Genomic DNA, 21,887 nt, shown 5'->3' with positions numbered 1-21,887 from the left:
GTCCCAAAATTGCAACAATCGGCGGCGAAGCGCTGGGCCACTCTTTGCAGGAGGCGCCGATGCCGCCCGAAAGTTCTGAAAGAGGGGAAGGCCGGGCGTCGGGGCGTGCGGCCTCGGGCCATCACGCCCGGGCGCCCCTCGTCGCGACCCTCGCAGCGGTCTGCGGTGTTCTTATCCCGCAGCCCGGGCGGGCGGAGTACCTGCTCCGGCCTGGTGACGTGCTCGAGATTTCGATCGTTGGGATGCCGGAGGCGCGTGCGCGCTCCCCGATCAGCCTGGACGGAACCTCCTCGGTCCCCCTGGCAGGCAACATCAAAGCGGAGGGCATGACCGTCGATGCGTTCCGGGCGGCCGTGCAGCAGCTGCTCTCGTCGAAGCGGATCAGGCGTTACACGGCCAACGGCCAGGAGGTGGTCTCCGTCATTGATCCGGATGAAATCGGCGTCAGCATTGCGTCCTATCGGCCCGTCTACCTGTCGGGCGACATATCCAAGCCGGGGCAGCAGGAATTCCGTCCCGGGATGTCGGTCAAGCAGGCGATCTCGCTCGCCGGCGGCTACGACATCATGCGCATCCGCATGGACAATCCCTTCCTGTCCGCAATCGATCAGAAGGCGGAGTACGAGGCATCGCGTGCCGCGTATATCCGCCAGCTGATCGAGGCCGCCCGGCTCGAGGCGGAACTTGCGAACGCTTCCTCCTTCAGCGGCGAAGGCCTCGAGATCGACCGCGAATCCGCCTTCGTACAGAATCTCCTCTCCCTGGAGCGGGAGCGTTTCGAGACGCGCCGAGAGGAGAAACGCAAGGAACTCCAGTCCCTTCGCCGCCGCCTCGACCTCGGCCGCGATCAGCTCGCCGAGCTTCGGGAGCAGGTCGCGAAGGAGAAGGAGGGCGTGCAGCTGGACACCGCCGAGCTGACCCGCGTCTCCGATCTCCTCAGCAAGGGATCGACGGTCGCGCCGCGGGTGACGGACGCCCGTCGGTCGCTGCTGCTCTCGTCCACGCGCGTTCTTCAGACCACCGCCCAGATCGCCGCCACCCAGCGGGAGTTCGAGGATGTCAGCCGCAAGCTCGACCGCATCGAGGACGACCGGCGGCTCGAGGTGGCCGAGAAGCTCCAGACGGCACGGCTCGAGGTGGAGAGCCTGAAAAGCAAGCTCTCGGGGCTCGGCGACAAGCTCGTCTATACCGGCATGGTCAAGTCGCAGCTCGTTCGCGACAACGTGGCCCGGCCCGAGATCGAAGTGACGCGAATGGGCCTCAAAGGGCCCGAACGCATGAAGGCCAGCGAGGATACGGTGCTCGATCCCGGCGACATCATCGAGGTCTCCCTGCAGGCGTCGTATTTCCGCGACCCGCCCGCGATCGAGCGGGCGTCGCCTGCCCGAGCGGCCGCGCCCGAGGCAGCCACGCGGAGGAGCCAATGACGGCGCCCCGCCACGCACGCCCGAAGATCCTGCAGGTCGGCCTCGACTGGTTCGACGAGAAGCCGGGCGGGCTGTCCCGCTATTACCTCGAAGCCCTGCGGGCGACCGACGGGCGGTTCGACAATCGCGGTCTGGTCGTGGGCTCGGAGGATGTCGCACGCATGTCGCAAGGCGTGGTGCGGGCCTTCGCCTCCCCCACCGACAGCTTCGTCCGCCGCCTGACGGCCTCCCGGGCCGCAATCCGCGCAGAGCTGAAGTCCTTCTGCCCGGACGTCGTGGTGTCCCACTTCGCGCCTCATGTCGTCTCCTCGCTCGACCTCCTTCGAGGCCGGCCGTTGGTGACGCATTTCCACGGTCCCTGGGCCGAGGAGAGCCGTGCCGAGGGAGCGACGACGGGCGCCGCCCGCCTCAAATTCACGATCGAGCGCGCGGTCTACTCGCGATCGAGCTCCATCATTGTCCTGTCGGAAAGCTTCAAGCAGCTCCTCGCGTCGAGATACGGGGTGCCGCGCGAACGCATTCACGTCGTGCCTGGCGGCGTGAACGCTGCGGAATTCCGTGTCGAGCAGAGCCGTGAGGAGGCCAAGGACCGGCTCGGCCTGCGGCCCGATCGGGACTACGTGTTCTGCATCCGCCGCCTGGTCAGGCGGATGGGCGTCGAGAACCTGATCGACGCGATGGCGCAGCTGAAACAGGCGCATCCGGAGGTCGTTCTCCTGGTCGGCGGGCGCGGGCCTCTCGCGGACGAACTGCGAACGCGAGCCGAGGGGCTGGGGGACAGCATCAGGTTCCTGGGCGGCGTTCCGCAGGACGAGCTTCCTCTCTACTATCGGGCCTCCCTCTTCTCCGTCGTGCCCTCCGTCGCCCTCGAAGGCTTCGGCCTGACTACGCTGGAATCCCTCGCGGCCGGCACGCCGGTCGTGACCACGCCGGTCGGTGGTCTCCAGGAGATCATGGCGCGCTTCCGCCCCGGCCTCGTGGCGGACGGGATCGGGACCGAGCATCTTGCCGCGCTGCTCGACCGCGTCCTCAGGAACCGCGAGGAGCTTCCCGCGCAGCAGGAATGCGAGTCCTTCGCGGCCGAGAACGACTGGAAGGTCATCGGAGCTCGCCTGGGCGACCTCTACGAGCAGGCTGCGGCAGAGTCCCTGGATGAGCGCAGCCCTGCCCTGGTCTCGTCCCCGATCGCCCTGCCTCCCGGCCAGCGCAGCGACGCCCGCAGGATGCCGAGCCTTTCCGTCGTCATCGTCTCGTACAGACGGGCCGCGGATCTCGAGCGATGCGTGGAGGCGCTAGCCCGCCAGAACGACCCGCCGGACGACATCAACGTCATCTACCGGGAGGAGGATGAGGACACCGTCCGGCTCATCGAGCGCTTCAGGGGCCGCCCGGAGATCCCGCTTCGGGCCCACGCCGTCGATCGGCCGGGCGTGGTGGCTGCCCGGAACCGCGGCCTGGACACGACTACGGCCGACGTCGTGGCCATGATCGACGACGACACCGAGCCGCCGCCCCAATGGGCCGGGGCTCTCCGACGTCACTACGCCGACAACCCGCGCCTGGGGGCACTCGGCGGCCGGGACGTCGTCTGGGTCGACGGGACGTCGATCGACGGGCGACGCGACACGGTCGGGAAGCTGCAATGGTTCGGCCGCGTGGTCGGCAATCACCACCTCGGCTATGGCGAGCCGCGCCCGGTGGACGTCCTGAAGGGGGCGAACATGTCCTTCAGGATGGCGGCCGTGCAGCAGCGCAGGTTTAACGAGCTCCTTCGCGGTGATGGTGCCCAGCCCTGGGAGGATGCCGAGTTCTCGCTGGCCATCAAGCGATCCGGCTGGCCGGTCCTGTACGATCCGAACCTGGTGGTCCGTCACAACCAATCCGCGCGCCGCGAGGCACGGCACTACGCCACCTTCGCGGCTCTCGCCGGGCGCGAGCGCTACAACTACCGCTGCTTCTGCTTCAACGAGGTGATCGCGGTCTGGCCATCCCTCAGCCCCGGCGGAAAGGTCGCATACTTCGTCTTCTCGGGGGTCGTCGGCACCGGTGTGGCGCCTGGTCTCGTCCAGATCGTCAGGAATGCGAGAAGTCTCGGCTTCTCTGCGGTCGACCGCTTCCTACTCTGCCAGGCTGGGAAGTTTCAGGCCTTCATGGCGCTCGCATCGAGTTCGGTCGCATCGACCGGGTCCGGGAAGACACACGGTTGATGACAAAGGTCGAAGGCTTGTCCGGACATTTCGCCCGGCACAAGCTCCGCATCTTCCGCGTTTCCACGACGCTGATCGTGAACGTCGCCGTCCTGGCCGCCAATATGGCGAGCGGGATCATCACGGCGCGCGGGCTGGATCCCGTCGGCCGCGGCGAACTCCTCGCGATCTCCATGTGGCCCCAGATCATCGCGAGCGCCTTCACGTTCGGGATGCCGGCGGCCCTGGTCTACGAAGTTCACCAGAAAGCCGTGACGCCCGGCGCCGTCTATGCCGGCGCGACCTTGATGATCACCGCAACCGCGACCGCAGCCGCTGCGGCCGCAGCCTTCGTTCTGCCGTTCCTCATGGGCGGGAAGTCGGCGCATCTCATCCACTTCGCCCAGGCATTCCTGATCCTGACGCCCGTCATCTCGGTCGGGCTCGTGTCCATCTCGCTGTTCCAGGCGCTGGAGGATTTCCGGACCTATAACGGGCTCAGGATGCTGTCGCCCTTCAGCGTCATCCTGTTCCTCCTCGCCGTCCATATGACGGTCGGGCTCAACCCCGAGACGGCCGCATATTCGTACGCCGCCTCCGGCATCGTGCTGACGATCACGGGGGTGTCGCTCGCCGTCTCGCGCCTCGGCGGCCTTGCTGCGGCGGCCACGCGCCTGAGGGAAGCCGTCCGCCGGCTCGCCATCTACGGCCGCAGCCATGCCTGGGCGGACTTCATGGGCGCTATCGAGGCGAACCTCGACAAGATCCTGCTGGCGGCCCTGCTGCCTGCCGTCGACCTCGGCCTCTATGCGGTCGCCTATGGCAGTTCACGCGCCATGCTGGCGGCAGCCTCGGCGATTTCGGCAGTGGACTTTCCGCGGGCCGCCGGGCTCGCGCGGCCGGACGCCCTCAGGGCGATGGGACGCGGAGCGGTGCTGACCGCGCTTGTGGCCCTGCCGCCGCTGCTGATAGGCGTTCTGTTCGCCGGGCCGTTGCTCCACCTCGTGTACGGGGCGAGCTTCGTGGCGGCGGAGACGCTCCTGCGCCTCCTGCTTCTCGAGGCGTATATCCTCGGGATCGTCTTCGTGCTGACCCACGCCTTCCTGGCCGCCGGGCTTCCGGCGATCACGTCGCGCGTCCAGGCCTTCAGCACGGTCGCCTCCGCTCTCGCGGTGCTCCTCGGGGTCTCTGTCGGTGGTGCGACGGGAGCCGCCATCGGCTTGGCCAGCGTTGCGGCCATGAAGCTCGGCCTGCTCTCGGCCGCCTTCCTCGGCCAGCGCTCCCGCCTGCGGGCAGCCGTCACAGCCGCATGAAGTCCGTAGCCATCCTGCTGAGCGCCGACAGCTTCGAGAAATTCTTCGGCGGCTTCTTCGGGATCACGGCCGAGGACTATGTCGAGCGCTACCGGAACGACTTCGCCTGGTACTACGCGGCGGCTCTGTCCAAGCGCGGCCACCGCGTCTCTATCTACGTGCTGTCGCGGGAGCGTGAGTTCGCCCGCCCGACCCCGGATGGGCTCGCCGTGCGGTTCCTCAGGCTGCCCCGCTGGTGGCTTCTTCTCGATCCCCTGCTTTATCGGCTGGCCCGGCGCGGCCTGCTGGCCCGTTTGCGCGCCAGGATCGAGGCGGCCGCCTTCGGGCCGGCGCTCAGGGCCGGCCTGGAGGCAGACCGCATCGATGTCCTGTACGTGCAGGAGATCTGGCCCGACCGCATCGACTTCCTGCGTCCGCCCAAGGGCGTCGAGCTGATCGGAGCCGATCACGGCGCACCGGCCCGCACCCCTGGCCCCGCCAAGCGTCGCGCGCTGCGGCGCCTCAAGAAGATCACCGTCCAGGAACGCGGCCAGCAGCAGCAGATCGAGGCGGCAGGCGCGCGTGCCATCCTGATTCCGAACGGCGTCGAAACGGCGTTCTTCACCCCGCCACCGAGCGCGGACGCGCGAGCGAAGTCGGTCCTCGCCATAGGCCGGCTGGATGACCGTCAGAAGCGCCTGTCGGACCTGATCTCGGCCATGGTGGAGCTGCCCGACTTCCGGCTCGACATCGTCGGCGCCGGGCCAGACCAGGATCGCCTGATGGAGCAGGCAGGGCAGCTTCGGTTGGACGGTCGCGTCACCTTTCATGGGTTCGTCTCGGATCGCGAGCGCCTGCGTGAGCTCTACAGGGCGTGCGGCGTGTTCTGCTGCCCCTCGGCCTGGGAGGCCACGCTCCTGGTTCTGCTCGAGGCGATGTCGTGTGGCGCGGCTTGCGTGAGCTCGGACATACCGACCTTGCGCGAGGTGCTGGCGGACGGATCGGGCCTGATCGTCCCGGTGGGCAACCCGTCCCGGCTCAGCGCAGCCATCGATGAGGCGTATCGCCGTCGCGCCGAACTGGGTTCGGCCGCGAGGCAGCGCGCCGTAACCCAGTTCGATCAACAGGCCTGCATGCAGCGGCTGTCGGACTACATCGAATCCTAGGCGACCTCAGGCCGAGACCACCTGCACGGCGGGCTGAACCAGCCTCTTCGATGATTGGGTCGTGACGAGGCCGCGCGTCACGATCGGGACTGCTCCGCCCGCCCTCCCCTCGACCGCAGCAACGCCGAGCGGAGCCGACCCCGTATCCCGCGCACCCAGGCCGTCGGCATGCAGGAGCGCGCCAGCCTTGACCGGCGTGCCGACCGTCCGAAGTTCTCCTTCGAACTGCTCGCCTTCGCGAAGGATATTGAAAATGCACGCCTGGGAGGCACGGAGGAAAGGCTTGTCCGCCGAGCTGTTCACCACCGCCTCGAAGTATCCACCAACGAACGCGTTACCCTGAAACACACGGGTGTCGAAATAGGCATCCGTCACCTGATCATAATAGCGGCCGAAGATCGTATGCGGACCGACGATGCGGCTGTTCCAGACGGAATTGACCCGACAGAACGCCACCGGAGCGCCCGGGATGACGTGCTCGGCGCTGCGCAGAAACTGGATATCCTCGAAACAGCACTTGTCGATCAGGTCGAGCCGATCGTCGAAATTCTCGCCCCAGGCCCAGGCGTTCCCGACGCTCTCGGCCTGTGTCTTGATGATCCTGGTATTCGTGATGAAGGCCCGGGTCGGCTTGCCGCGCTCGCGATAGAATACGTACGGGCTCCAGCCCATGTGGCAGTCGACGAAGAGGCAATGTTCGACCTGGTTCGTCGGCGATACCGCCACACAGGCTTTCAGCGTTCCACCGATGTTGCAATGGAAGAACAGGTGGTCGCCGAAATCGATCGATCCTTCATCGAAGTACAGGCCATAGAACGATCCGCGTCCATATTCGCAGTCGATATGGACGGTGTGATCATCCCAGATGCCCACATCCGCGTAGAAGTGATCGACGTTGACGCGCTCGAGCCGCCATCCCGACGAGCAGGCGACCCCGGAAAGACGGCAAGGCGGGCGGCCCCGTACCGACGAGGCTGCAGGGCCCTTGAGATGAAGGTCGCGCAGGACCACGCGGGAATAGCTGTGCCGCTTGCCGAGCCGAACCGCCCAGGCGCGGGATTCGGTGTCCGCGCTCCAGCGCAGCACCGTGTTGCGGGCTCCGTCGCCTGCCAGCACGACTGCGTCGTCGGCATCCTCGCCCTGGGGGGTGTCCGGCATCAGAAGCGTGCGCGAGCCCATCACATAGGTGCCCGCGGGGACGTAAACCTGGCCGCCGCCGGCAGCCTTCGCTTCATTCACGGCTCCCTGGATTGCGCACCAGTCGAGCGTATCGGCCAGAGTTTCCGCGTGTGGAAAGATCCGCCGCGCATCGACCAGGGAACCGAAGCGGCTGGAGAGCGGATGCGGCTGCCCATCCCCGATCGCGCCGAACAGCCGGACGTCGAAGCGCTTCGATAGACGCTCGATCGTATTCGAGGTCGAGACGGTCACCAGCGCCGAAATATGGTCGATGGACGCGCGATCGTTGCTCAAACAAGCCTCCGTTCAGCATCGAAACGCGCCCGATGACGCGTCCGGAACAGGGCTGCTGACAGAAGAAGATGTCGGTGCGACGGCGATGCAGCAAGAAAGCGGGCCGGTCTACCGGGTCTACCGGCTTCAAAGATCATGCCGGCCGGGCTCGACTCAACGCTCCAGGGTACGATTCCCTTGAGAGAGCAGCGACACGTCTTCGGATTGTTCGATCTGGCGGCGCTGGCGCGACCGAACCGCCCCGATATAGAGCGCGCACCCAAAGGCCGCAGCACTGCCGCCGCCGACCACGCCCAAGAGGCGCAAGGCCACTCCATAATCCCATAGCAGGGCAGCAGCGGCCCCGGCGCCGATGATGGCGCTAACGCTCAATGCGAGCATCGTCTCTACTAAGCGGCTGACCAGGAGGCTCGCGCCTGCGCCCGACCCTGTCGCCCGGCGTAGGTTCAAGCTCGGTCTCTGAGCGGGATTCGAGGGTAGCGAAGCCCCACCCGAAGTCAAGAATCTGCGGACTTGGTGGCGCGTTCGCGCCGACCGGGAACCAAACGGCGGATTGGGAATTGCCTCACCCGATGACCGCCGGCATGATGCACCGCAGCGCAACGCGCTTCGCGGTTCGTTGCGTTGCGCGGATCCTAGACACAGGTGATGTATAAACAATCACACTGCCCACAAACTGGCATGTAGATTGCGCTAAAATAGGGTTCTACACCGAACGTATAGGCGGCCATTTACTGGCGCATAGTACAATTTTGTCCGAAAATTCGTGCCATAATCAGGACATTTTTTTAGATAGTCTTTAGACAGAGCCGGCGCGTTGGGGACCGGCCGGCTGCGCGATTTGGCTCGCGTAGCGACATTGCGGCGCCGGAAGGCATCCGAAGCCGCTCGATGCATGCGCCGAGCGCGGATGCCGAAACAAAAACAATCCACGTCTGTCGATTTGCCGAGCTCCGGTTTTGCCGGGTGGTTCACTCTGTTCGGAGGCCCGATGAAGGATCAGCAAGTACTCAAGCTGGGAATCATCCGCGAACGCGTCGAATCCTATCTGGCCGACCGATCAAGCTTTCGCGCACAAAGTGCAGGAACAAACTCCCTGAGATTTCCCGAGGCGGGCCCGGCCGCCGCTCTTGGCGCCATGAGCGCCTACATCCACTCTCCCGGCAAGCGCCTGTTCGACATCATATTCGCCACCTGCGCCTTGACCGCACTGGCTCCGCTCCTGCTCCTCACCGCGGCTGCCGTGGCCTTGACCAGTGACGGACCCGTGCTGTTCCGACAGCGGCGTAGCGGCCTCGGGGGCGAGCCTTTCGAGATCCTGAAATTCCGCTCGATGTTCACCGATGGCGGTAATGAGGATGCCGTCGTTCAGGCGACCGAGAGCGACCCGCGCATCACTCCGCTCGGGAAATTTCTGCGCAGGACGAGCCTCGACGAGCTGCCCCAGCTCATCAACGTGCTTCGCGGTGACATGTCGATCGTCGGCCCGCGGCCCCATGCGATCGACCACGATGAACTCTTCGCGCGGCGCGCACCGAATTACGACGTACGGTTTGTGACGAGGCCGGGCATCACCGGTCTTGCCCAGGTTTGCGGCGCCCGCGGCCCGACACCCGACAAGTCGTCCGTTGTCCTGCGGACAAATTTCGACATCGAATACGTTTGCCACGCTTCTTTTGCCCTCGACATGAAGATCATCTTTCTGACCGTCGGCGAGATATTCGAATCGAAGACTGCGTTTTGATTTCCTCTTCACAGCAGGGTGCCGCCGGCATGGAATCCAGCGTCCAACTCGGCGCGGCGAGCGTCGGCGAAATCGTGCGCACCATCTGGCGGCACAAGGTGGTGTTCGTCGTCGTTGCGGCAGCGAGCTTTCTCGCAATCGCAGCATTCATCCTGACGCTCTCGCCTCGCTACCGCGCCGACGGCCTCGTGCTCCTGCCGCAGATGCCGCTCGGAAGCCTGGGTGAGGGCTCGCAGCGCGTTCTGGTGGCGATCGATCCTGTGGCCGTGCGAAGCGAGGTGGACATCCTCAACAGCAACGGCATCGCCAAGCGCGTGATCGATGATCTCGGGCTCGAGAACGATCCCGAATTCGCCGCCCATCCGCCGGGCCCGATCTCGGCCACCCTGAAGGGCATCATTGCGCTTGCGAAATCCGCCCTGGGTGCCGGCACCGATCCCGGAGCTCCGCTCTGGTCGCAGGAAGCTGCCCGGGCGGACGCCCTGATGTCGGCCTACAAGCAGCGCCTGTCCGTGTTCAATGACGGCCGCTCGCTGACGGTCCAGGTCGCGTTCACGGCCGCAAGGCCGGAGCTGGCCGCCAAGGTCGTGAACGGACACATCAAGGCGTATCTCGAGGCCCAGGTCGAGCGCCGAGCCGGCGGGCAGCAACTCGCGCTCGAATGGCTTCGGACGGAGCTGGACGACAGGCTGAAGGAACTTCGCCAGGCCGAGGAAGCGGCCCAGACCTACCGGGCAACCCATAACCTCATTCCCGTCGAGCGAGCCGGACAGCAGCGGGAGAGCCTGGTCGACCAGGAACTCCGGCAGGTCCACGACCAGCTCGTCGGCGCGTGGAACGACACGACCCGCCTTCGCTCGCGGCTCGCGCAACTGACCGCGGCGGGTCAGTCGGGAACCGCTCTGCCCAGCGCGGAAGCTGCCAACGATGCAGTTCTTCTGAAGCTCAGGCAGCGCGAGGCCGACGCGACGGCGAACCTCGCTCGCTTCAAGGGAGCGAACATGAACGGCGTCGTGGTGGAGAGCGCCGAGGCGGAGCTGAACAGCATCCGCCAGGCTTTCCAGGGCGAGCTCGCGCGCCTTCGCGCCGGAACGGAGGCGAGCCTGCGCGAGGCGGAAGGCCGCGCCGGAATGTTCGAGCGCCGCATGCAGGAGACGACCCAGAAGCGGATCGAGCTCGATCAGGCGAGCGTCGAGCTGAAGGGCCTGGAATCCTATGCGGGCGCCAAACGGTCGATCTACGAGATCGTTCTCGGGCGCTACAACACGCTTCTGTCCGAGCGCGGCTTCAATGCCGCAGACGCGAAGATCATCTCCTCCGCCACCACGCCGACACGGGCATCCTTCCCGAATACCGGGCTGTTCCTCGCGATGGCCGCGCTGTTCTCCATGACCATCGGGGCCGGCTCGAGCTTCGCCGTCGAGCACCTCGGCGGAGGCGTGCGGAGCCTGCGGGCACATTGCCGCGCTCTCGGCGTCGAGGTCCTCGGGGTGGTCCCGTTCGTGGGGCGGCGGATGCCCGGGCTCGCCGCGGGCAACCAGTCCCTCCTCTATCACCAGTTCTGGGAGCGGATCCGAGGGATCCGCAACCGGATCGTCGATCTGCGGACGCGCGAAGGTCAGGTCATCCTGATCACCTCCGCCTTCCCCCAGGAAGGGAAATCGGTCTTCGCCGTAGCCTTCGCCCGCGCGATCGCGTCAACCGGCATCGAGACGATCCTGATCGACGGCGACATGCGCCGCCCGAGCGTCGCCTCCCGTGTCGGCGTCGATGACGTGTCCCAAGGGATCGGCGAGGTCCTGGCCTCGCAGATCAAGCTCCAGGACGCGATCGTCCCGACGGATCGGGGGAACCTGGCCTTGCTGCCGGCCATGCCGGGCCAGGGGGAGCACGCCGACGCCCTCGCGACCGAGAACATGATGCTCCTCCTGCGGCAGCTGAAGCGCGACTACCGGCTGATCATCATGGATTCGCCGCCTCTCGCGGCTGCCTCCGATGCGCTGAGCCTCGCCGCACTCGCCGACCAGACGATCGTCGTCGCCCGCGTCGGGCGCGTGTCGAACTCGTCCGTCTCGGAAGTGGTGCAGATGCTGCGCACGCACCATGCGAAACTCGCGGGGCTGGTGCTCGTCGGCGAAGACAAGGACGAGGTCTCCGTCGGGAGCAGGCTGGGCCACTATTACTCGGACGTCCAGAGCCCCGCCGCCGGACCGAAGCGCCGGCACCGCCTCTGGAGCTTCGCCCGCCAGGCTGGTGGCCGGGCGTGAGCGCAGCCCTCGCCAGGGCGCGGCCGTCGCGGCCCACCCGCGTCCTGCATGTGAGCCGGGTAGGTTTCCTCGGCGGTGCGGAGCGCGTGATGCTGACGCTCGCCGACGGCCTCGACCGCCACGGCTTTGAGGCGGTCATAGCGTGCCCTGGCGGCGGGACGCTGGAGCAGGCGGCCCAGGCCAAGGGCATCGCGGTCGTGCCGGTTCCCCTCGACAGGATGCGGCTGACGCTGAACCCGGCGGCCCTCGCGCAATACCTGAGGGCCTGGTCGGAAGGATCGGCGACGCTCGAGCGGATCGCGGTCGAGCAGGGGATCGAGCTCATCCACACCCATCATCCTGTGGGTGCCCTCTACGCGCGGAAGGCCGCGCGCAGGCTCGGGATACCGCTGGTCCTGCACGTCCATGACGGGCCACCGGCTAGCCTGCCCTACCGCAATCTCCTTCGGCGCGCCGCCAGCGACGCCTCCCTGGTCGTATGCGTGTCGGAAGCTGCCCGATCGGTGCTCGCGGCCTCCCGCGGCGACCTCGGCAAGGCGCGGATCGTCGCCAACCCCGTCGATCCCATCTTCCTCGAGGGCGAGGTGAGGCCGTCAGCCGAAGTCGCCGGCCCCGGCCCGAACATCGGGATCTTCGGGGTCGTCGAGCCGCGAAAGGGCCAGGATGTGTTCGTGGAGGCCGCGGCCTTGCTGGCCAGGTCCCATCCCGAGGCACGGTTCTGGATCGTGGGCGGCGCGCCGCACGACGACAAGCGCGATTTTCTCCGGCGCGTCGAGGCGCTCGTTGGGGCGAGAGGCCTCGGCACCCGGGTGACCGTCACGGGCCATCGCGACGACGTGCCCGCGCTGATGAAGGCGATGGATGTCGTCGTATCCGCATCCGTTTCGCACGAATCCTTCGGGATGGTGCTCGCCGAAGCCATGGCGCTCGGCCGCCCCGTCGTCACGACGGCGGTCGGCGGCACCGTGGAGGTGGTCACGGACGGGGTCACGGGCCGGGTGGTCCCGATCCGCGATCCCGGCGCGCTGGCAGCCGCCATCGAGGCCAGCCTGAACGGCGCGACGGGCGGGACGGCGGAAGCGGCCCGGGCCGAGGCGCGTGCCCGCTTTGCGCCTGCGGTCCTGCAGGAGCGGGTCGTGGCGCTCTACGAAGGCGCCCTGGGGAGGCCAGGCGGATGAGCCGGGCACTCGCGCCCGAGACGGCAGCGGCCTTCGCCTATGCGCCGGCTGCCGAGGGTCCGGGCTGGACCTATCGGCCGACGGTGATGACCCTCGGCCTCGTGGGGCTCATGACGATCGCCGCCATGGTCGGCCCCGCCGGAGCGATGCGGCTCGGGTTTCCGGCCCTCGCGGCCGTGATCGCGGGGCTCCTCCTGCTCAAGGGCCGCCTGTCGCAGTTCATCTGCTTCTGCGTTGCCCTCTTTGTCTTCACGCCCTTCGTGCGTCGCCTCGTCGATATCCGGGCCGGCTGGGAGACGCTGAACCTCCTCCTTCTGGCGCCCTATGCGGCTGCCGTCTATGCGCTCGGAACCTTTGCCCATGCGCTCGCGCGGGGCGACGACATCCCGGGTCGCGCCTCCTTCATCGTGGTGATTGCGACGACGACGTTCGGCCTCGGCAGCGCCATCATCCAGGGCAAGCTCCTCGCCGGCGGGTACGACTATCTGCGCTGGGTCGTTCCGCCCGCCCTCGCCCTGCTGATCATCTGCAACCGCGATCACCTCCGGGTCGTCGGCGACGAGCTGACGCGGCTGACACTCGTCGTCGTGCCGATCGTCGGCATGTACGGCGTCTACCAGTTCCTCCGCCTGCCGGCCTGGGATGCGTTCTGGATGCAGAATGCCGGCCTGGTCTCGATCGGGCCGCCCATCCCGATGCAGTTTCGCGTGTTCGGGACGATGAACTCGCCCGGGTCGTTCTCCGGCTACCTGATGATCGCGCTCGCGATCCTGCTGGTGGCGCGGTCACCCCTGCGCTGGGTCGGGCTTGCCGTCGGCAGCCTCGCCCTCGCCCTCACGCTGTCGCGTACGGCCTGGCTCGGCTTCGTGGTCGCGACGGCCATCCTCGTCCTCGCAGGACCCGTGCGGACCAAGATGTCGGTCGCGACGCTCGTCGGAGGAGCGATCCTGGCCTTGCCGATGCTGCTGGTGGTTCCCGAGATCTACAACGCGATCGCGACGCGGCTCGACAGCTTCAACTACCTGTCCGGCGACACGAGCTTCAACGAGCGCTCGACGGACTTCCTCATCTTCCAGGAACAGGCCTCGACCTTGTTGATCGGGCAGGGTCTCGCCGTGAACGGCGCCTATACGAGCTACGCCGGCAACGGCCCGGTCCGCTACATCGATGGCGGCCCGATCGAGACCGTCACGGCGCTCGGGCTCGTCGCGGGCCTCATGTATTACGGCGCCGTCGCGTTCCTGTCCGTGCGCGCCCTTAAGGTCCGGCCGGGACCTTCAGGCGATGCCGCCCTGTGCGCCGCCTGCAAGGCGATCGTCGTCACGGGCTGGGTGCTGCAGATCGGAGGCAGCACGACGATCGGGGAAGTGGGCGTCTTCTTCTGGATCGCCCTCGGCATCCTGCTCGCCCACATCGAACCATCCAGGCGCGAGGACGTCCAGCCGAACCACGGCCGGGCATTCGGGCGACCTGTCGAGATGCCGTCATGACCTGGGTACCGCGCGAGCCTAACGGCCGGATCGCCTTCGGGCGTCCGACGCGCTCCCCTGGCCCTGTGGGCTAGCCCGCGGAGGAATCCAAGATGCGAGTAGCAATCGTCTCCGACACCATGTCCGCCTATGGCGGCGCCGAACGCGTCATCGAACAGATGATGCAGGTGTTCCCGCAATCGGACCTCTTCACGGTCCTGGACGCCGTGCCGAAGGGCGAGCGGTCGTTCCTGGAGAACAGGACGATCACATCGAGCTTCCTCCAGAAGCTGCCCTATGTGGACCGGTACTATCGCAAGCTCCTCCACCTCTGGAGCCTCGCGATCGAGCAGTTCGACCTCACGGATTACGACGTCGTGATCTCGAGCCACCACAGCGTGGCGAACGGCGTCATCACCCGGCCGTTCCAGTGCCACGTCTCCTACGTGCATTCCCCAATGCGCTATGCCTGGGACCTGCAGCACGAATACCTGCGGGAGAGCAATCTTGTCCGCGGGCCGCTGTCCTGGTACGCGCGGCGGGTCCTCCATCAGGCGCGGCTCTGGGATTTCGCGGCAGCGCAGCGCCCGGATGCGCTGGCGGCGAATTCCCACTTCGTGGCCGAGCGCATCCGCAAATTCTACGGCCGCCCGGCGACCGTCCTTCACCCACCGGTCGACCTGCAGGCCTTCCCTCTCAATCGGGAGCGGCGCGGCGGGTATTATGTGACGGCCTCGCGGCTCGTCCCCTACAAGCGAGTGTCGCTGATCGCCCAGGCCTTCGCCCGGATGCCCGACCGCCGGCTGAAGATCATCGGCGCGGGACCCGACCTCGCCCAGGTTCGAAGCATCGCCACGCCGAACATCGAGGTTCTCGGCTGGCAGCCTGCCGAAGCCCTGGTGGACCTCGTCAGCAACGCCGAGGGGTTCATCTTCGGCGGTGTCGAAGATTTCGGGATCTCGCTGGTGGAGGCGCAAGCCGCCGGCACGCCCGTCATCGCCTATGCGGAAGGCGGGGCGCTCGAGACGGTCAACGATCTCGGAACGTCCATGCCCACCGGCCTGCTGTTCGAGGAGCAGAGCCCCGATGCGATCTGCGCGGCGATCGACCTCTTCGAGGAGCAGCGGGGCGCGTTCCAGCCGGCCTTCTGCCGGCAGAACGCCGAGCGCTTCGCCCAGCAGGTCTTCCGCGACCGCTTCCGGGGCTTCGTCCAGCAGGCCTACGAAGAGCGCCGCGGACGGGCGGCGAGATCCGGCGATCTCGGCTTTGGGCGCCCGCGGATCGTGAGTTCCGGAGCCGCAATCTGAGCGGTGATCAGAGGCTGCGGCAGGTCCGCCGCCCGCCTCGTCGTGTGCCACGGTGAGTGATGCGAATACTTCATGTCCTCAATGATGTTGAGGCTTTCGGCAACGGCATCGTCCATGTCGCTGTCGACACGTCCTGCCTGCAGGCGGAGGACGGTCACGACGTCTCGGTCGCGAGCGCCGGCGGCGCCTATGTCGACCTGCTGCAAAGCCATGGCGTACGGCACTACGAATGCGTGGCGACCCCGCGGTCGAGAACCCCGCGCGCCCTCTTCGAGCTTGCCCGCTGCGTGACCGATTTCAGGCCCGAGGTCGTCCACTGCCACATGGTCACGAGCCTCCTCATCAGCCAGCCAGCCCGCCTGCGGCGCCCCCGCGTCAGGCTCGTTTCGACGGTGCACAATTCATTCTCACGCTCGGCCGTACTCATGGGCCTCGCCGACCGTGTCATCGCGGTCAGCCAAGCCGTCGCGAGCGACATGGCTTCGCGCGGCATCGACGAGCGGAAGATCGACGTGATCGCGAACGGGCCGCTCGCCTCTCCCCGCAAGATCGCGCCGCCCCCCCGCCAGCAGCGCTCCCAAAGCCGGGTCATCGTCACAACCGTCGCCGGAATGTACGAACGCAAGGGCATCTCGGACCTGCTCACCGCCTTCGACATGGTGAGCGGACGTTTTCCCGAGGCGGTGCTGACGGTCGTCGGCGAAGGGCCGGACCGGAGCCGGTTCCAGAGCATGGCCGACACGCTCTCCAGCCGCGATCGGATCAAGTTCGTGGGGTTCGTGGCCGATCCGACGCCCTACCTTTCCGAGGCGGACGTCTTCGTCCTTGCGTCGCGCGCCGATCCCTCTCCGCTGGTGATACCGGAGGCGCGGAGCGCCTCCTGCGCGGTTATCGGGACGCGCGTCGATGGCATCCCGGAGGCCCTCGACCAGGGCGAGGCAGGCCTCCTTGTCGAGCCATCGCAGCCCGCCGCGCTCGCAGCGTCGCTCGAGCGGCTGTTGTCCGACCGAAGGCTGCTGGCCGAGATGCAGCGGCGCGCGGCCAGCAACCTCGACCGGTTCAAGGCCGAGCGCGTCGCGCGTGAGACCGTCAGCGTCTATGAGGCCGCGCTCGGCGGCGCTCGACACTAGGGAGAGCAAGGACATGGCGCTCTCGGTTCACCGGGACCTGCCCGCCTCGGCAGATCAGTCGCCCTCGTCCATCGTGGCGCCCCCCCGGCCAGACGCGGGGGCCGGGCGCAACATCTATGCCGATGGCTCCTACGAGCAGTCGAACCCGACTTGGCATGAGGAGGATGCTCCCTGGAAGGCGGCCCGCATCGCGTCCATCCTGTCCGACAACAAAGTCAGATTCGACAGCGTCGCCGAGGTCGGGTGCGGGACCGGGGAGATCTGCTCCAGGCTGTCCGAAGCGTTTCCGCAGGCTCAATTCGCTGGATACGAGGTCTCGCCCCAGGCCTATGCGCGGGCATGCCAGCGGGCGCGACCCGGCCTCGATTTCCATCTCAAGGATATCCGGACGGAGGACCGCTCGTTCGACGTCCTGCTCGTGATCGACGTGATCGAGCATGTGGACGACTATCTAGGCTTCACGCGGAGCCTGCGCGACTGCGCAGCGTACAAGGTCTTCCACATCCCCCTGGATCTGTCGGTGCAGTCGCTCCTGAGGCTGTGGCCGATCATGCATCTGCGCCGCGAGGTCGGGCACCTGCATTACTTCTGCAAGGACACCGCGCTCGCCTCGCTCAGGGACTGTGGATACGAGATCCTGGACTGGCGCTACACCGCGAGCCGGCTCGAACTTCCCAATCAGGCGTTTTCGAGCCGGATGGCCGCGCTTCCGCGCCGGATCGCCCACAGGATCAGCCCTGACGCAGCCGTCCGCCTGCTGGGCGGCTACTCCCTCCTCGTGCTCGCACGATGAGCCTCGAGGCACACGAAAGAATTCTCAGCGACGAAAGGGAACGAATGATGGGCACCGCCGCGAGCCGCCTTGCCATCAAGAAGGTGGCGTCCTCCTTCGGGCTGGAGATCATGACCCGGGAGGGTCGACGAAACATCGACCGCGAATACCAGGGCGTGATCGGCGAGTACCTGGGTCTTCTCTGCGACAAGCGGGGGATCACGCTGGCGCCGAACGCGCAACGCGTCGCCATGATGTCGAACCTCGTCGGCACGAAGGTCGGGGAGGCATCCCACATCCTGGCCTGCCTCGCGGCGACGCGGGACGTTGCGGGTGACGTCTGCGAGTGCGGCGTCGGCAGCGGCGCGACCTCCGCGCTTCTCGCCAACGAGCTTCGCGACACCGGCAAGCGCCTCTGGCTCTACGACACCTTCAGCGGTCTGCCAGCGCCGAGCAAAGAGGATCTCCTCATCGACGATATCGACAACCTCGGTTCGATGGCGGCGTATCAGGGCCGGATGAGCCACCCGCGGACCGAGGTCGAGTCCCGCCTCGCGGCCATCGGCATCCCCTCCTCGGCCATCCGGATCGTGCCCGGCCTGTTCGAAGACTCGGTCGCCGCGGGTGCCCTGCCGGAGCGGGTCAGCTTCGCCTATGTCGATTTCGACTTCTATGCGCCGATCAAGCTCGCGCTCGAGGTGCTGTCCGACAGGCTCTCGCCCGGCGGCTACATCATCGTCGACGATTACGGATTCTTCTCCGAAGGGGCCCAGACGGCTGTCGACAACTACCTGGCCGAGCATCCCGGCCGCTTCGACCTCGAGGTCCCGGCCTATTGCCGCGACCGCTTCGCGATCCTGAAGCGGAAGGGCTGAGCCGCCGGCCTTCGGCGGCTTCTTCTCAGGCGGCTGGCCCGCCATCCGGATACAGGTGCGGGCGCGGCCGCTCGAAGGTCATGCGCCCGTTCTTCAGGCCGAAGAGCGGCTGCGCGATCGCGGCGATCGCCTCACCCGCCGTGCCCGCATCCAGCACGACCATGTCCGCGGGATTGCGTGGCGTGATCCCGTACCCCTCGAGCCGCATGATGCGGGCCGAGGAGGTCGAGACGAGATCAAGGCAAAGTGCCAGATCCGGCTCGGCCGCGACCTGCGCCACGTTCGCATAGAGATTGGCCATGCGCACCAGCGAGCAATCGCCGAAGGGCGTGAACGGGTTCAGGACGTTGTTGGTCGAGATCGAGCAGGTCACGCCGAGCTCGGCCAACCTGTGAGCATGCGTGACGCCGCGCGGGATGTTCCGGTCGCGGTCGCGCCCCATCAGGAAGAGGTCCGTCGCCGGCAGCACCGTGACGGCAACCCCGGCTTCCGCAAGACGCCGCCCCGCCTCCTCGAACGCCTCCGGGGACATCGCGGAGAGCTTCGTCACGTGCCCGATGGCGACGCGCCCGCCCCAGCCGGCCTCCTCCGTCCTGCGGCAGACCTCGAAGAGAGTCGCCCAGCTCGGGTCGAGGTCGAAGTCGAGGTGGAAGTCGATGTCGATGTCGTAACGCCGGGCGAGTTCGAAAATGCGCGCGACCTGGGCGTTCGCATCCCGGTCGACATAAGGCACGCCGCCGACGAGATCCGCACCCTCCTCCAGGGCCGCGGCGAGCACCTCCTCGCAGCCCGGATCGTCGAGCAGGCCCTCCTGGGGGAAAGCGCAGAGCTGGAGATCCACTGCCCAGGCGTAATCCGCCTTGAGGCGCTTCAAGGCGCGGAAGCTCGTCAGCCCGATCCGGGGATCGACTTCCACGTGGGTGCGGATGCGGTTCGTCCCGAAGCCGATTGCCTTCTCCAGGGCCTGGGCGGCGCGGGCATAGACATCCTCCTCGGTGAAATCGCGCTTGGCGCGGGAGACGGCCGCGATCGCCTCCTTCACGCCGCCGCTGCCGCAATCGCAGCGGCCAAGCAGGCAGGCCTTGTCGAGATGAAGATGCGTCTCCACGAGTCCCGGCACGACCAGCCTGCCGCCGAGATCCTCGGCCGGGCAGTCTCCATCGAGGCCGGCCTCGACGGCCGCAAAGCGGCCGGACACGATGCCGATATCGACGAGGTCGTCCCGCCCGGGCAGGCGCGCGTTCCTGAACAGGCGGTCGAAGCTCATCGGGCGGATCAGCGCCCCGCCTGCCGCGTGAGGATCCGCTCCGCCGAGTCGTTCCAGACATCCTGGGAGACGATCAATCCGTCCCGGACCACGAAACGGTCGACATAGCGGTTTTCCTCGAAGGGCGTGCCGTCCGGCCATTCGCCGTAGAGCGTGCCCAGATTGTAGACGATCGTCTCCGTTTCGCCGGGCACCACGTCGTTGCGCAGGATGCGCTTCTTCACCCAGCGATAGCGCGCGGCGTTGAAGGCGGTCGCCTCGCGCGGATGCGAGAAGACGCGCCCGCCCGTGAAGGTGATGCGGACATCGGGGGCCATGAAGGTCGCCGCCGCTTCCGGGTCAGGGCGCATCGAGGCCTCCAGAAAGGCATCGACGATGCGGGCGGCCTCGGCGGGGTCGCAGGACGGCTTGGCGAGCGGCAGGGCGGCGGACATGGCGGTTCCGTTCCGTTGCGGGTGACGGGATCGTAACCGGCCTCCGCAGGATCGTATACGATCACTGTTGTGCACGCTGCCGAGTTTCTGGGCAGCATCACCTCGCTCAAGCGAACGGCGGGCGAAGACGGCGGCGCTAAAAGGCTGCGCGCACAACGCCGCTAGGTCCGGGTGCATCGTATACGTTGGCACGGAACGTGCTGCGGCCTGGCCATGAGCGCGATGGTCCAGATGGCCCCGATGCGGGCCGACCCGATGCCGGCCGAGCCGCTACGTCCCAAGGCCATCGAGCTCGAGGCGGCCGCCGTGACTTTCGGCCGGGGCGACAAGGCCGTGCGCGCCCTGTCCCCGACGACCATCGACATCCGGGAAGGCGAGTTCGTGGCGCTGGTCGGCCCGTCGGGCTGTGGCAAGTCCACGATCCTGAAGCTGGTGAGCGGGCTCGTGACGCCGGCTTCCGGCGCCGTGATCGTCGGCGGGCGCGAAGCCTCCGCCAAGGCGCTCCGCATCGGCATGGCGTTCCAGAACCCGACCATGCTGCCCTGGCTGACCGTCGAGCGGAACATCATGCTCCCGCTGAAGATCGTGGAGCCGTTCCGGTCCGAGTTCAGGAAGAAGCGGAAGACCGCCTTTCGCGACCGTGTCCACGACCTCCTGGACCAGGTCGGCCTCAAGGGCTTCGCGAACAGCTACCCGTGGCAGCTCTCGGGCGGGATGCTGCAGCGGGCCAACCTCTGCCGCGCGCTCGTGCACGAGCCGCGCCTCCTGCTCCTGGACGAACCGTTCGGGGCCCTCGACCAGTTCACCCGCGAGGAGCTCTGGGCGACGCTCCAGAGCCTCTGGATCACGCACCGGCCGACGGTGCTCCTCGTCACCCACGACCTGCGGGAGGCCGGATACCTCGCCAGCCGCATCTGCGTGATGAGCGCGCGGCCCGGCCGCATCCTGGACGACAGCGCCGTCGAGTTCCCCCGCCCGCGCACCGTCCCGATGACCTACGAACCCGCCTTCGCGGCCCTGAACCAGCGCCTGCGCGACCTCATCGTCGGCGCGGGCGCGCCTGCGCCGGGAGCAGCCTGAGCCATGGAGATGCCCGCCCGGATCCGGCAGCGCTTCCTCGCCGGCGCACTCATCCTCGGCTTCTTCCTCGTCTGGGAGCTGGCCTGCATCGTCTTCCACGTCTCGGACCTCGTGCTGCCGCGGCCGAGCCAGATCTTCGAGACGCTCTGGCGCCGCGCCCCGATCCTCTGGCCGCACATGCTCCAGACGCTGGCCACCACGATGACCGGCTTCGCGCTCGGCGTCGTGACGGGCGTCGTGATCGGCTCGGTGATCGGCGTCTCCCGGCTCGCCTACGACACCGCCTACCCGCTTCTCATCGGCTTCTCGTCGATCCCGAAGGTCGCGGTCGTGCCGATCTTCGTCCTGTGGTTCGGGTCCGGCACGGTGCCGGCCGTGCTCACCTCGCTGGTGATCTGCTTCTTCCCGATCGTCGTGAACATCGCGACCGGCCTCGCGACCACGGAGCCGGAGCTCGAGGACGTCCTGAAGGCGCTCGGCGCCTCCAAGTTCGACATCCTCTGGAATGTCGGGCTGCCCCGGACGATGCCGTTCTTCTTCGCGTCCCTGAAGGTCGCCGTCACCTACGCCTTCGTGGGCACGGTCCTGTCGGAGACGGTCGCCTCGAACCGCGGCATCGGCAACGTGATGATGACCGCCTCCTCCAACTTCAACGTGCCCCTCGCCTTCGCGGGGCTCTTCATCCTCGCCGCCCTCGGGGTCGCCCTCTACGCCATCTTCTCCCTCGTCGAAGGGCAGGTGACGGGCTGGGCGACGCGGAAGCGCGAGATCGCTGTTTGAGCTCCCCGCCCTGCCACCCTCCCCGGCCGCACGCCGGGAT

18 protein-coding genes are annotated in these 21,887 nt (G+C 67.3%); 14 read left to right on the top strand and 4 right to left on the bottom strand.

The genetic code is table 11. The annotated features are described in order from the left end of the window. Positions 1-59: 59 nt before the first annotated feature. From ACO2SS_RS07200 to ACO2SS_RS07185, 4 genes are read left to right on the top strand one after another with little or no spacing between them, the layout of a single operon-like run. Positions 60-1,427 (top strand): polysaccharide biosynthesis/export family protein, encoded by a 1,368-nt coding sequence (locus ACO2SS_RS07200; RefSeq protein WP_423276932.1) that lies wholly within the window; start codon positions 60-62, stop codon positions 1,425-1,427. After that, a complete protein-coding gene (locus ACO2SS_RS07195; RefSeq protein WP_423276931.1) occupies positions 1,424-3,634 on the top strand; it encodes a glycosyltransferase in 2,211 nt (736 codons plus the stop codon). Before ACO2SS_RS07200 ends, ACO2SS_RS07195 begins: the two co-directional genes overlap by 4 nt. Continuing rightward, positions 3,634-4,926: a hypothetical protein gene (locus tag ACO2SS_RS07190; protein ID WP_423276930.1), complete on the top strand. Its 1,293-nt coding sequence runs from the start codon at positions 3,634-3,636 to the stop codon at positions 4,924-4,926. The genes ACO2SS_RS07195 and ACO2SS_RS07190 overlap by 1 nt, the downstream gene beginning before the upstream one ends. Beyond that, positions 4,923-6,071: a glycosyltransferase family 4 protein gene (locus tag ACO2SS_RS07185; RefSeq protein WP_423276929.1), complete on the top strand. Its 1,149-nt coding sequence runs from the start codon at positions 4,923-4,925 to the stop codon at positions 6,069-6,071. The genes ACO2SS_RS07190 and ACO2SS_RS07185 overlap by 4 nt, the downstream gene beginning before the upstream one ends. Positions 6,072-6,077: 6 nt before the next feature. Here the strand turns inward: ACO2SS_RS07185 and ACO2SS_RS07180 are convergent, their stop codons facing one another. Both ACO2SS_RS07180 and ACO2SS_RS07175 read right to left on the bottom strand, forming a co-directional pair. After that, a complete protein-coding gene (locus tag ACO2SS_RS07180; RefSeq protein WP_423276928.1) occupies positions 6,078-7,544 on the bottom strand; it encodes a hypothetical protein in 1,467 nt (488 codons plus the stop codon). Positions 7,545-7,697: 153 nt separating this feature from the next. Beyond that, positions 7,698-7,925 (bottom strand): hypothetical protein, encoded by a 228-nt coding sequence (locus ACO2SS_RS07175; protein WP_423276927.1) that lies wholly within the window; start codon positions 7,923-7,925, stop codon positions 7,698-7,700. Positions 7,926-8,535: 610 nt separating this feature from the next. Here ACO2SS_RS07175 and ACO2SS_RS07170 point away from each other — a divergent pair. The 8 genes from ACO2SS_RS07170 (at position 8,536) to ACO2SS_RS07135 (ending at position 18,286) form a co-directional block, all read left to right on the top strand. Beyond that, the gene (locus ACO2SS_RS07170; RefSeq protein WP_423276926.1) at positions 8,536-9,288 is read left to right on the top strand and encodes a sugar transferase; all 753 of its coding nucleotides are present in this window, start codon (positions 8,536-8,538) and stop codon (positions 9,286-9,288) included. A 29-nt stretch (positions 9,289-9,317) separates the two neighbouring features. Beyond that, on the top strand, positions 9,318-11,555 hold the full coding sequence (locus ACO2SS_RS07165) for a GumC family protein (protein ID WP_423276925.1): 2,238 nt from the start codon (positions 9,318-9,320) through the stop codon (positions 11,553-11,555). Beyond that, positions 11,552-12,733, top strand: a complete 1,182-nt coding sequence (locus tag ACO2SS_RS07160; protein WP_423276924.1) for a glycosyltransferase family 4 protein — start codon at positions 11,552-11,554, stop codon at positions 12,731-12,733. Before ACO2SS_RS07165 ends, ACO2SS_RS07160 begins: the two co-directional genes overlap by 4 nt. Next, entirely contained in the window at positions 12,730-14,223 is a 1,494-nt protein-coding gene (locus ACO2SS_RS07155; protein ID WP_423276923.1) for an O-antigen ligase family protein, read from the top strand. The genes ACO2SS_RS07160 and ACO2SS_RS07155 overlap by 4 nt, the downstream gene beginning before the upstream one ends. A gap of 92 nt (positions 14,224-14,315) precedes the next feature. Then, a complete protein-coding gene (locus tag ACO2SS_RS07150; RefSeq protein ID WP_423276922.1) occupies positions 14,316-15,509 on the top strand; it encodes a glycosyltransferase in 1,194 nt (397 codons plus the stop codon). Positions 15,510-15,568: 59 nt separating this feature from the next. Next, positions 15,569-16,639: a glycosyltransferase family 4 protein gene (locus tag ACO2SS_RS07145; RefSeq protein WP_423276921.1), complete on the top strand. Its 1,071-nt coding sequence runs from the start codon at positions 15,569-15,571 to the stop codon at positions 16,637-16,639. Between the two features lie 13 nt (positions 16,640-16,652). Then, positions 16,653-17,432, top strand: coding sequence for a class I SAM-dependent methyltransferase (locus tag ACO2SS_RS07140; protein WP_423276920.1), 780 nt, complete (start codon positions 16,653-16,655; stop codon positions 17,430-17,432). 44 nt (positions 17,433-17,476) lie between these two features. Then, entirely contained in the window at positions 17,477-18,286 is an 810-nt protein-coding gene (locus tag ACO2SS_RS07135; protein ID WP_423276919.1) for a TylF/MycF/NovP-related O-methyltransferase, read from the top strand. A gap of 25 nt (positions 18,287-18,311) precedes the next feature. Here ACO2SS_RS07135 and ACO2SS_RS07130 read toward each other — a convergent pair whose 3' ends face one another. Beyond that, positions 18,312-19,553: an amidohydrolase family protein gene (locus tag ACO2SS_RS07130; RefSeq protein ID WP_423276918.1), complete on the bottom strand. Its 1,242-nt coding sequence runs from the start codon at positions 19,551-19,553 to the stop codon at positions 18,312-18,314. A gap of 8 nt (positions 19,554-19,561) precedes the next feature. Then, entirely contained in the window at positions 19,562-19,987 is a 426-nt protein-coding gene (locus ACO2SS_RS07125) for a nuclear transport factor 2 family protein (protein ID WP_423276917.1), read from the bottom strand. 222 nt (positions 19,988-20,209) lie between these two features. Here ACO2SS_RS07125 and ACO2SS_RS07120 point away from each other — a divergent pair, with 222 nt between their 5' ends. Together ACO2SS_RS07120 and ACO2SS_RS07115 are read left to right on the top strand one after the other, a co-directional pair. Further along, positions 20,210-21,067, top strand: coding sequence for an ABC transporter ATP-binding protein (locus tag ACO2SS_RS07120; RefSeq protein ID WP_423277173.1), 858 nt, complete (start codon positions 20,210-20,212; stop codon positions 21,065-21,067). Positions 21,068-21,076: 9 nt separating this feature from the next. After that, positions 21,077-21,847 carry an ABC transporter permease gene (locus tag ACO2SS_RS07115; RefSeq protein WP_423277172.1) on the top strand — a complete coding sequence of 257 codons (771 nt, stop codon included), beginning with the start codon at positions 21,077-21,079 and terminating at the stop codon, positions 21,845-21,847. Positions 21,848-21,887 lie beyond the last annotated feature (40 nt).

The organism is Enterovirga sp. CN4-39 (genome assembly GCF_049446235.1).
Taxonomy (GTDB): domain Bacteria; phylum Pseudomonadota; class Alphaproteobacteria; order Rhizobiales; family Beijerinckiaceae; genus Enterovirga.
The sequence above is the reverse complement of the archived record's forward strand: the minus strand, read 5'-3'. Positions and strand labels throughout refer to the sequence as shown.

What these genes read in the sequence shown, in the direction of transcription:
- ACO2SS_RS07200 (WP_423276932.1), top strand. Translation starts at nt 60, where the DNA reads ATGCCGCCCGAAAGTTCTGAAAGAGGGGAAGGCCGGGCGTCGGGGCGT.
- ACO2SS_RS07195 (WP_423276931.1), top strand. Translation starts at nt 1,424, where the DNA reads ATGACGGCGCCCCGCCACGCACGCCCGAAGATCCTGCAGGTCGGCCTC.
- ACO2SS_RS07190 (WP_423276930.1), top strand. Translation starts at nt 3,634, where the DNA reads ATGACAAAGGTCGAAGGCTTGTCCGGACATTTCGCCCGGCACAAGCTC.
- ACO2SS_RS07185 (WP_423276929.1), top strand. Translation starts at nt 4,923, where the DNA reads ATGAAGTCCGTAGCCATCCTGCTGAGCGCCGACAGCTTCGAGAAATTC.
- ACO2SS_RS07175 (WP_423276927.1), bottom strand. Translation starts at nt 7,925, where the DNA reads ATGCTCGCATTGAGCGTTAGCGCCATCATCGGCGCCGGGGCCGCTGCT.
- ACO2SS_RS07170 (WP_423276926.1), top strand. Translation starts at nt 8,536, where the DNA reads ATGAAGGATCAGCAAGTACTCAAGCTGGGAATCATCCGCGAACGCGTC.
- ACO2SS_RS07165 (WP_423276925.1), top strand. Translation starts at nt 9,318, where the DNA reads ATGGAATCCAGCGTCCAACTCGGCGCGGCGAGCGTCGGCGAAATCGTG.
- ACO2SS_RS07155 (WP_423276923.1), top strand. Translation starts at nt 12,730, where the DNA reads ATGAGCCGGGCACTCGCGCCCGAGACGGCAGCGGCCTTCGCCTATGCG.
- ACO2SS_RS07150 (WP_423276922.1), top strand. Translation starts at nt 14,316, where the DNA reads ATGCGAGTAGCAATCGTCTCCGACACCATGTCCGCCTATGGCGGCGCC.
- ACO2SS_RS07145 (WP_423276921.1), top strand. Translation starts at nt 15,569, where the DNA reads ATGCGAATACTTCATGTCCTCAATGATGTTGAGGCTTTCGGCAACGGC.
- ACO2SS_RS07140 (WP_423276920.1), top strand. Translation starts at nt 16,653, where the DNA reads ATGGCGCTCTCGGTTCACCGGGACCTGCCCGCCTCGGCAGATCAGTCG.
- ACO2SS_RS07135 (WP_423276919.1), top strand. Translation starts at nt 17,477, where the DNA reads ATGATGGGCACCGCCGCGAGCCGCCTTGCCATCAAGAAGGTGGCGTCC.
- ACO2SS_RS07130 (WP_423276918.1), bottom strand. Translation starts at nt 19,553, where the DNA reads ATGAGCTTCGACCGCCTGTTCAGGAACGCGCGCCTGCCCGGGCGGGAC.
- ACO2SS_RS07125 (WP_423276917.1), bottom strand. Translation starts at nt 19,987, where the DNA reads ATGTCCGCCGCCCTGCCGCTCGCCAAGCCGTCCTGCGACCCCGCCGAG.
- ACO2SS_RS07120 (WP_423277173.1), top strand. Translation starts at nt 20,210, where the DNA reads ATGGTCCAGATGGCCCCGATGCGGGCCGACCCGATGCCGGCCGAGCCG.
- ACO2SS_RS07115 (WP_423277172.1), top strand. Translation starts at nt 21,077, where the DNA reads ATGCCCGCCCGGATCCGGCAGCGCTTCCTCGCCGGCGCACTCATCCTC.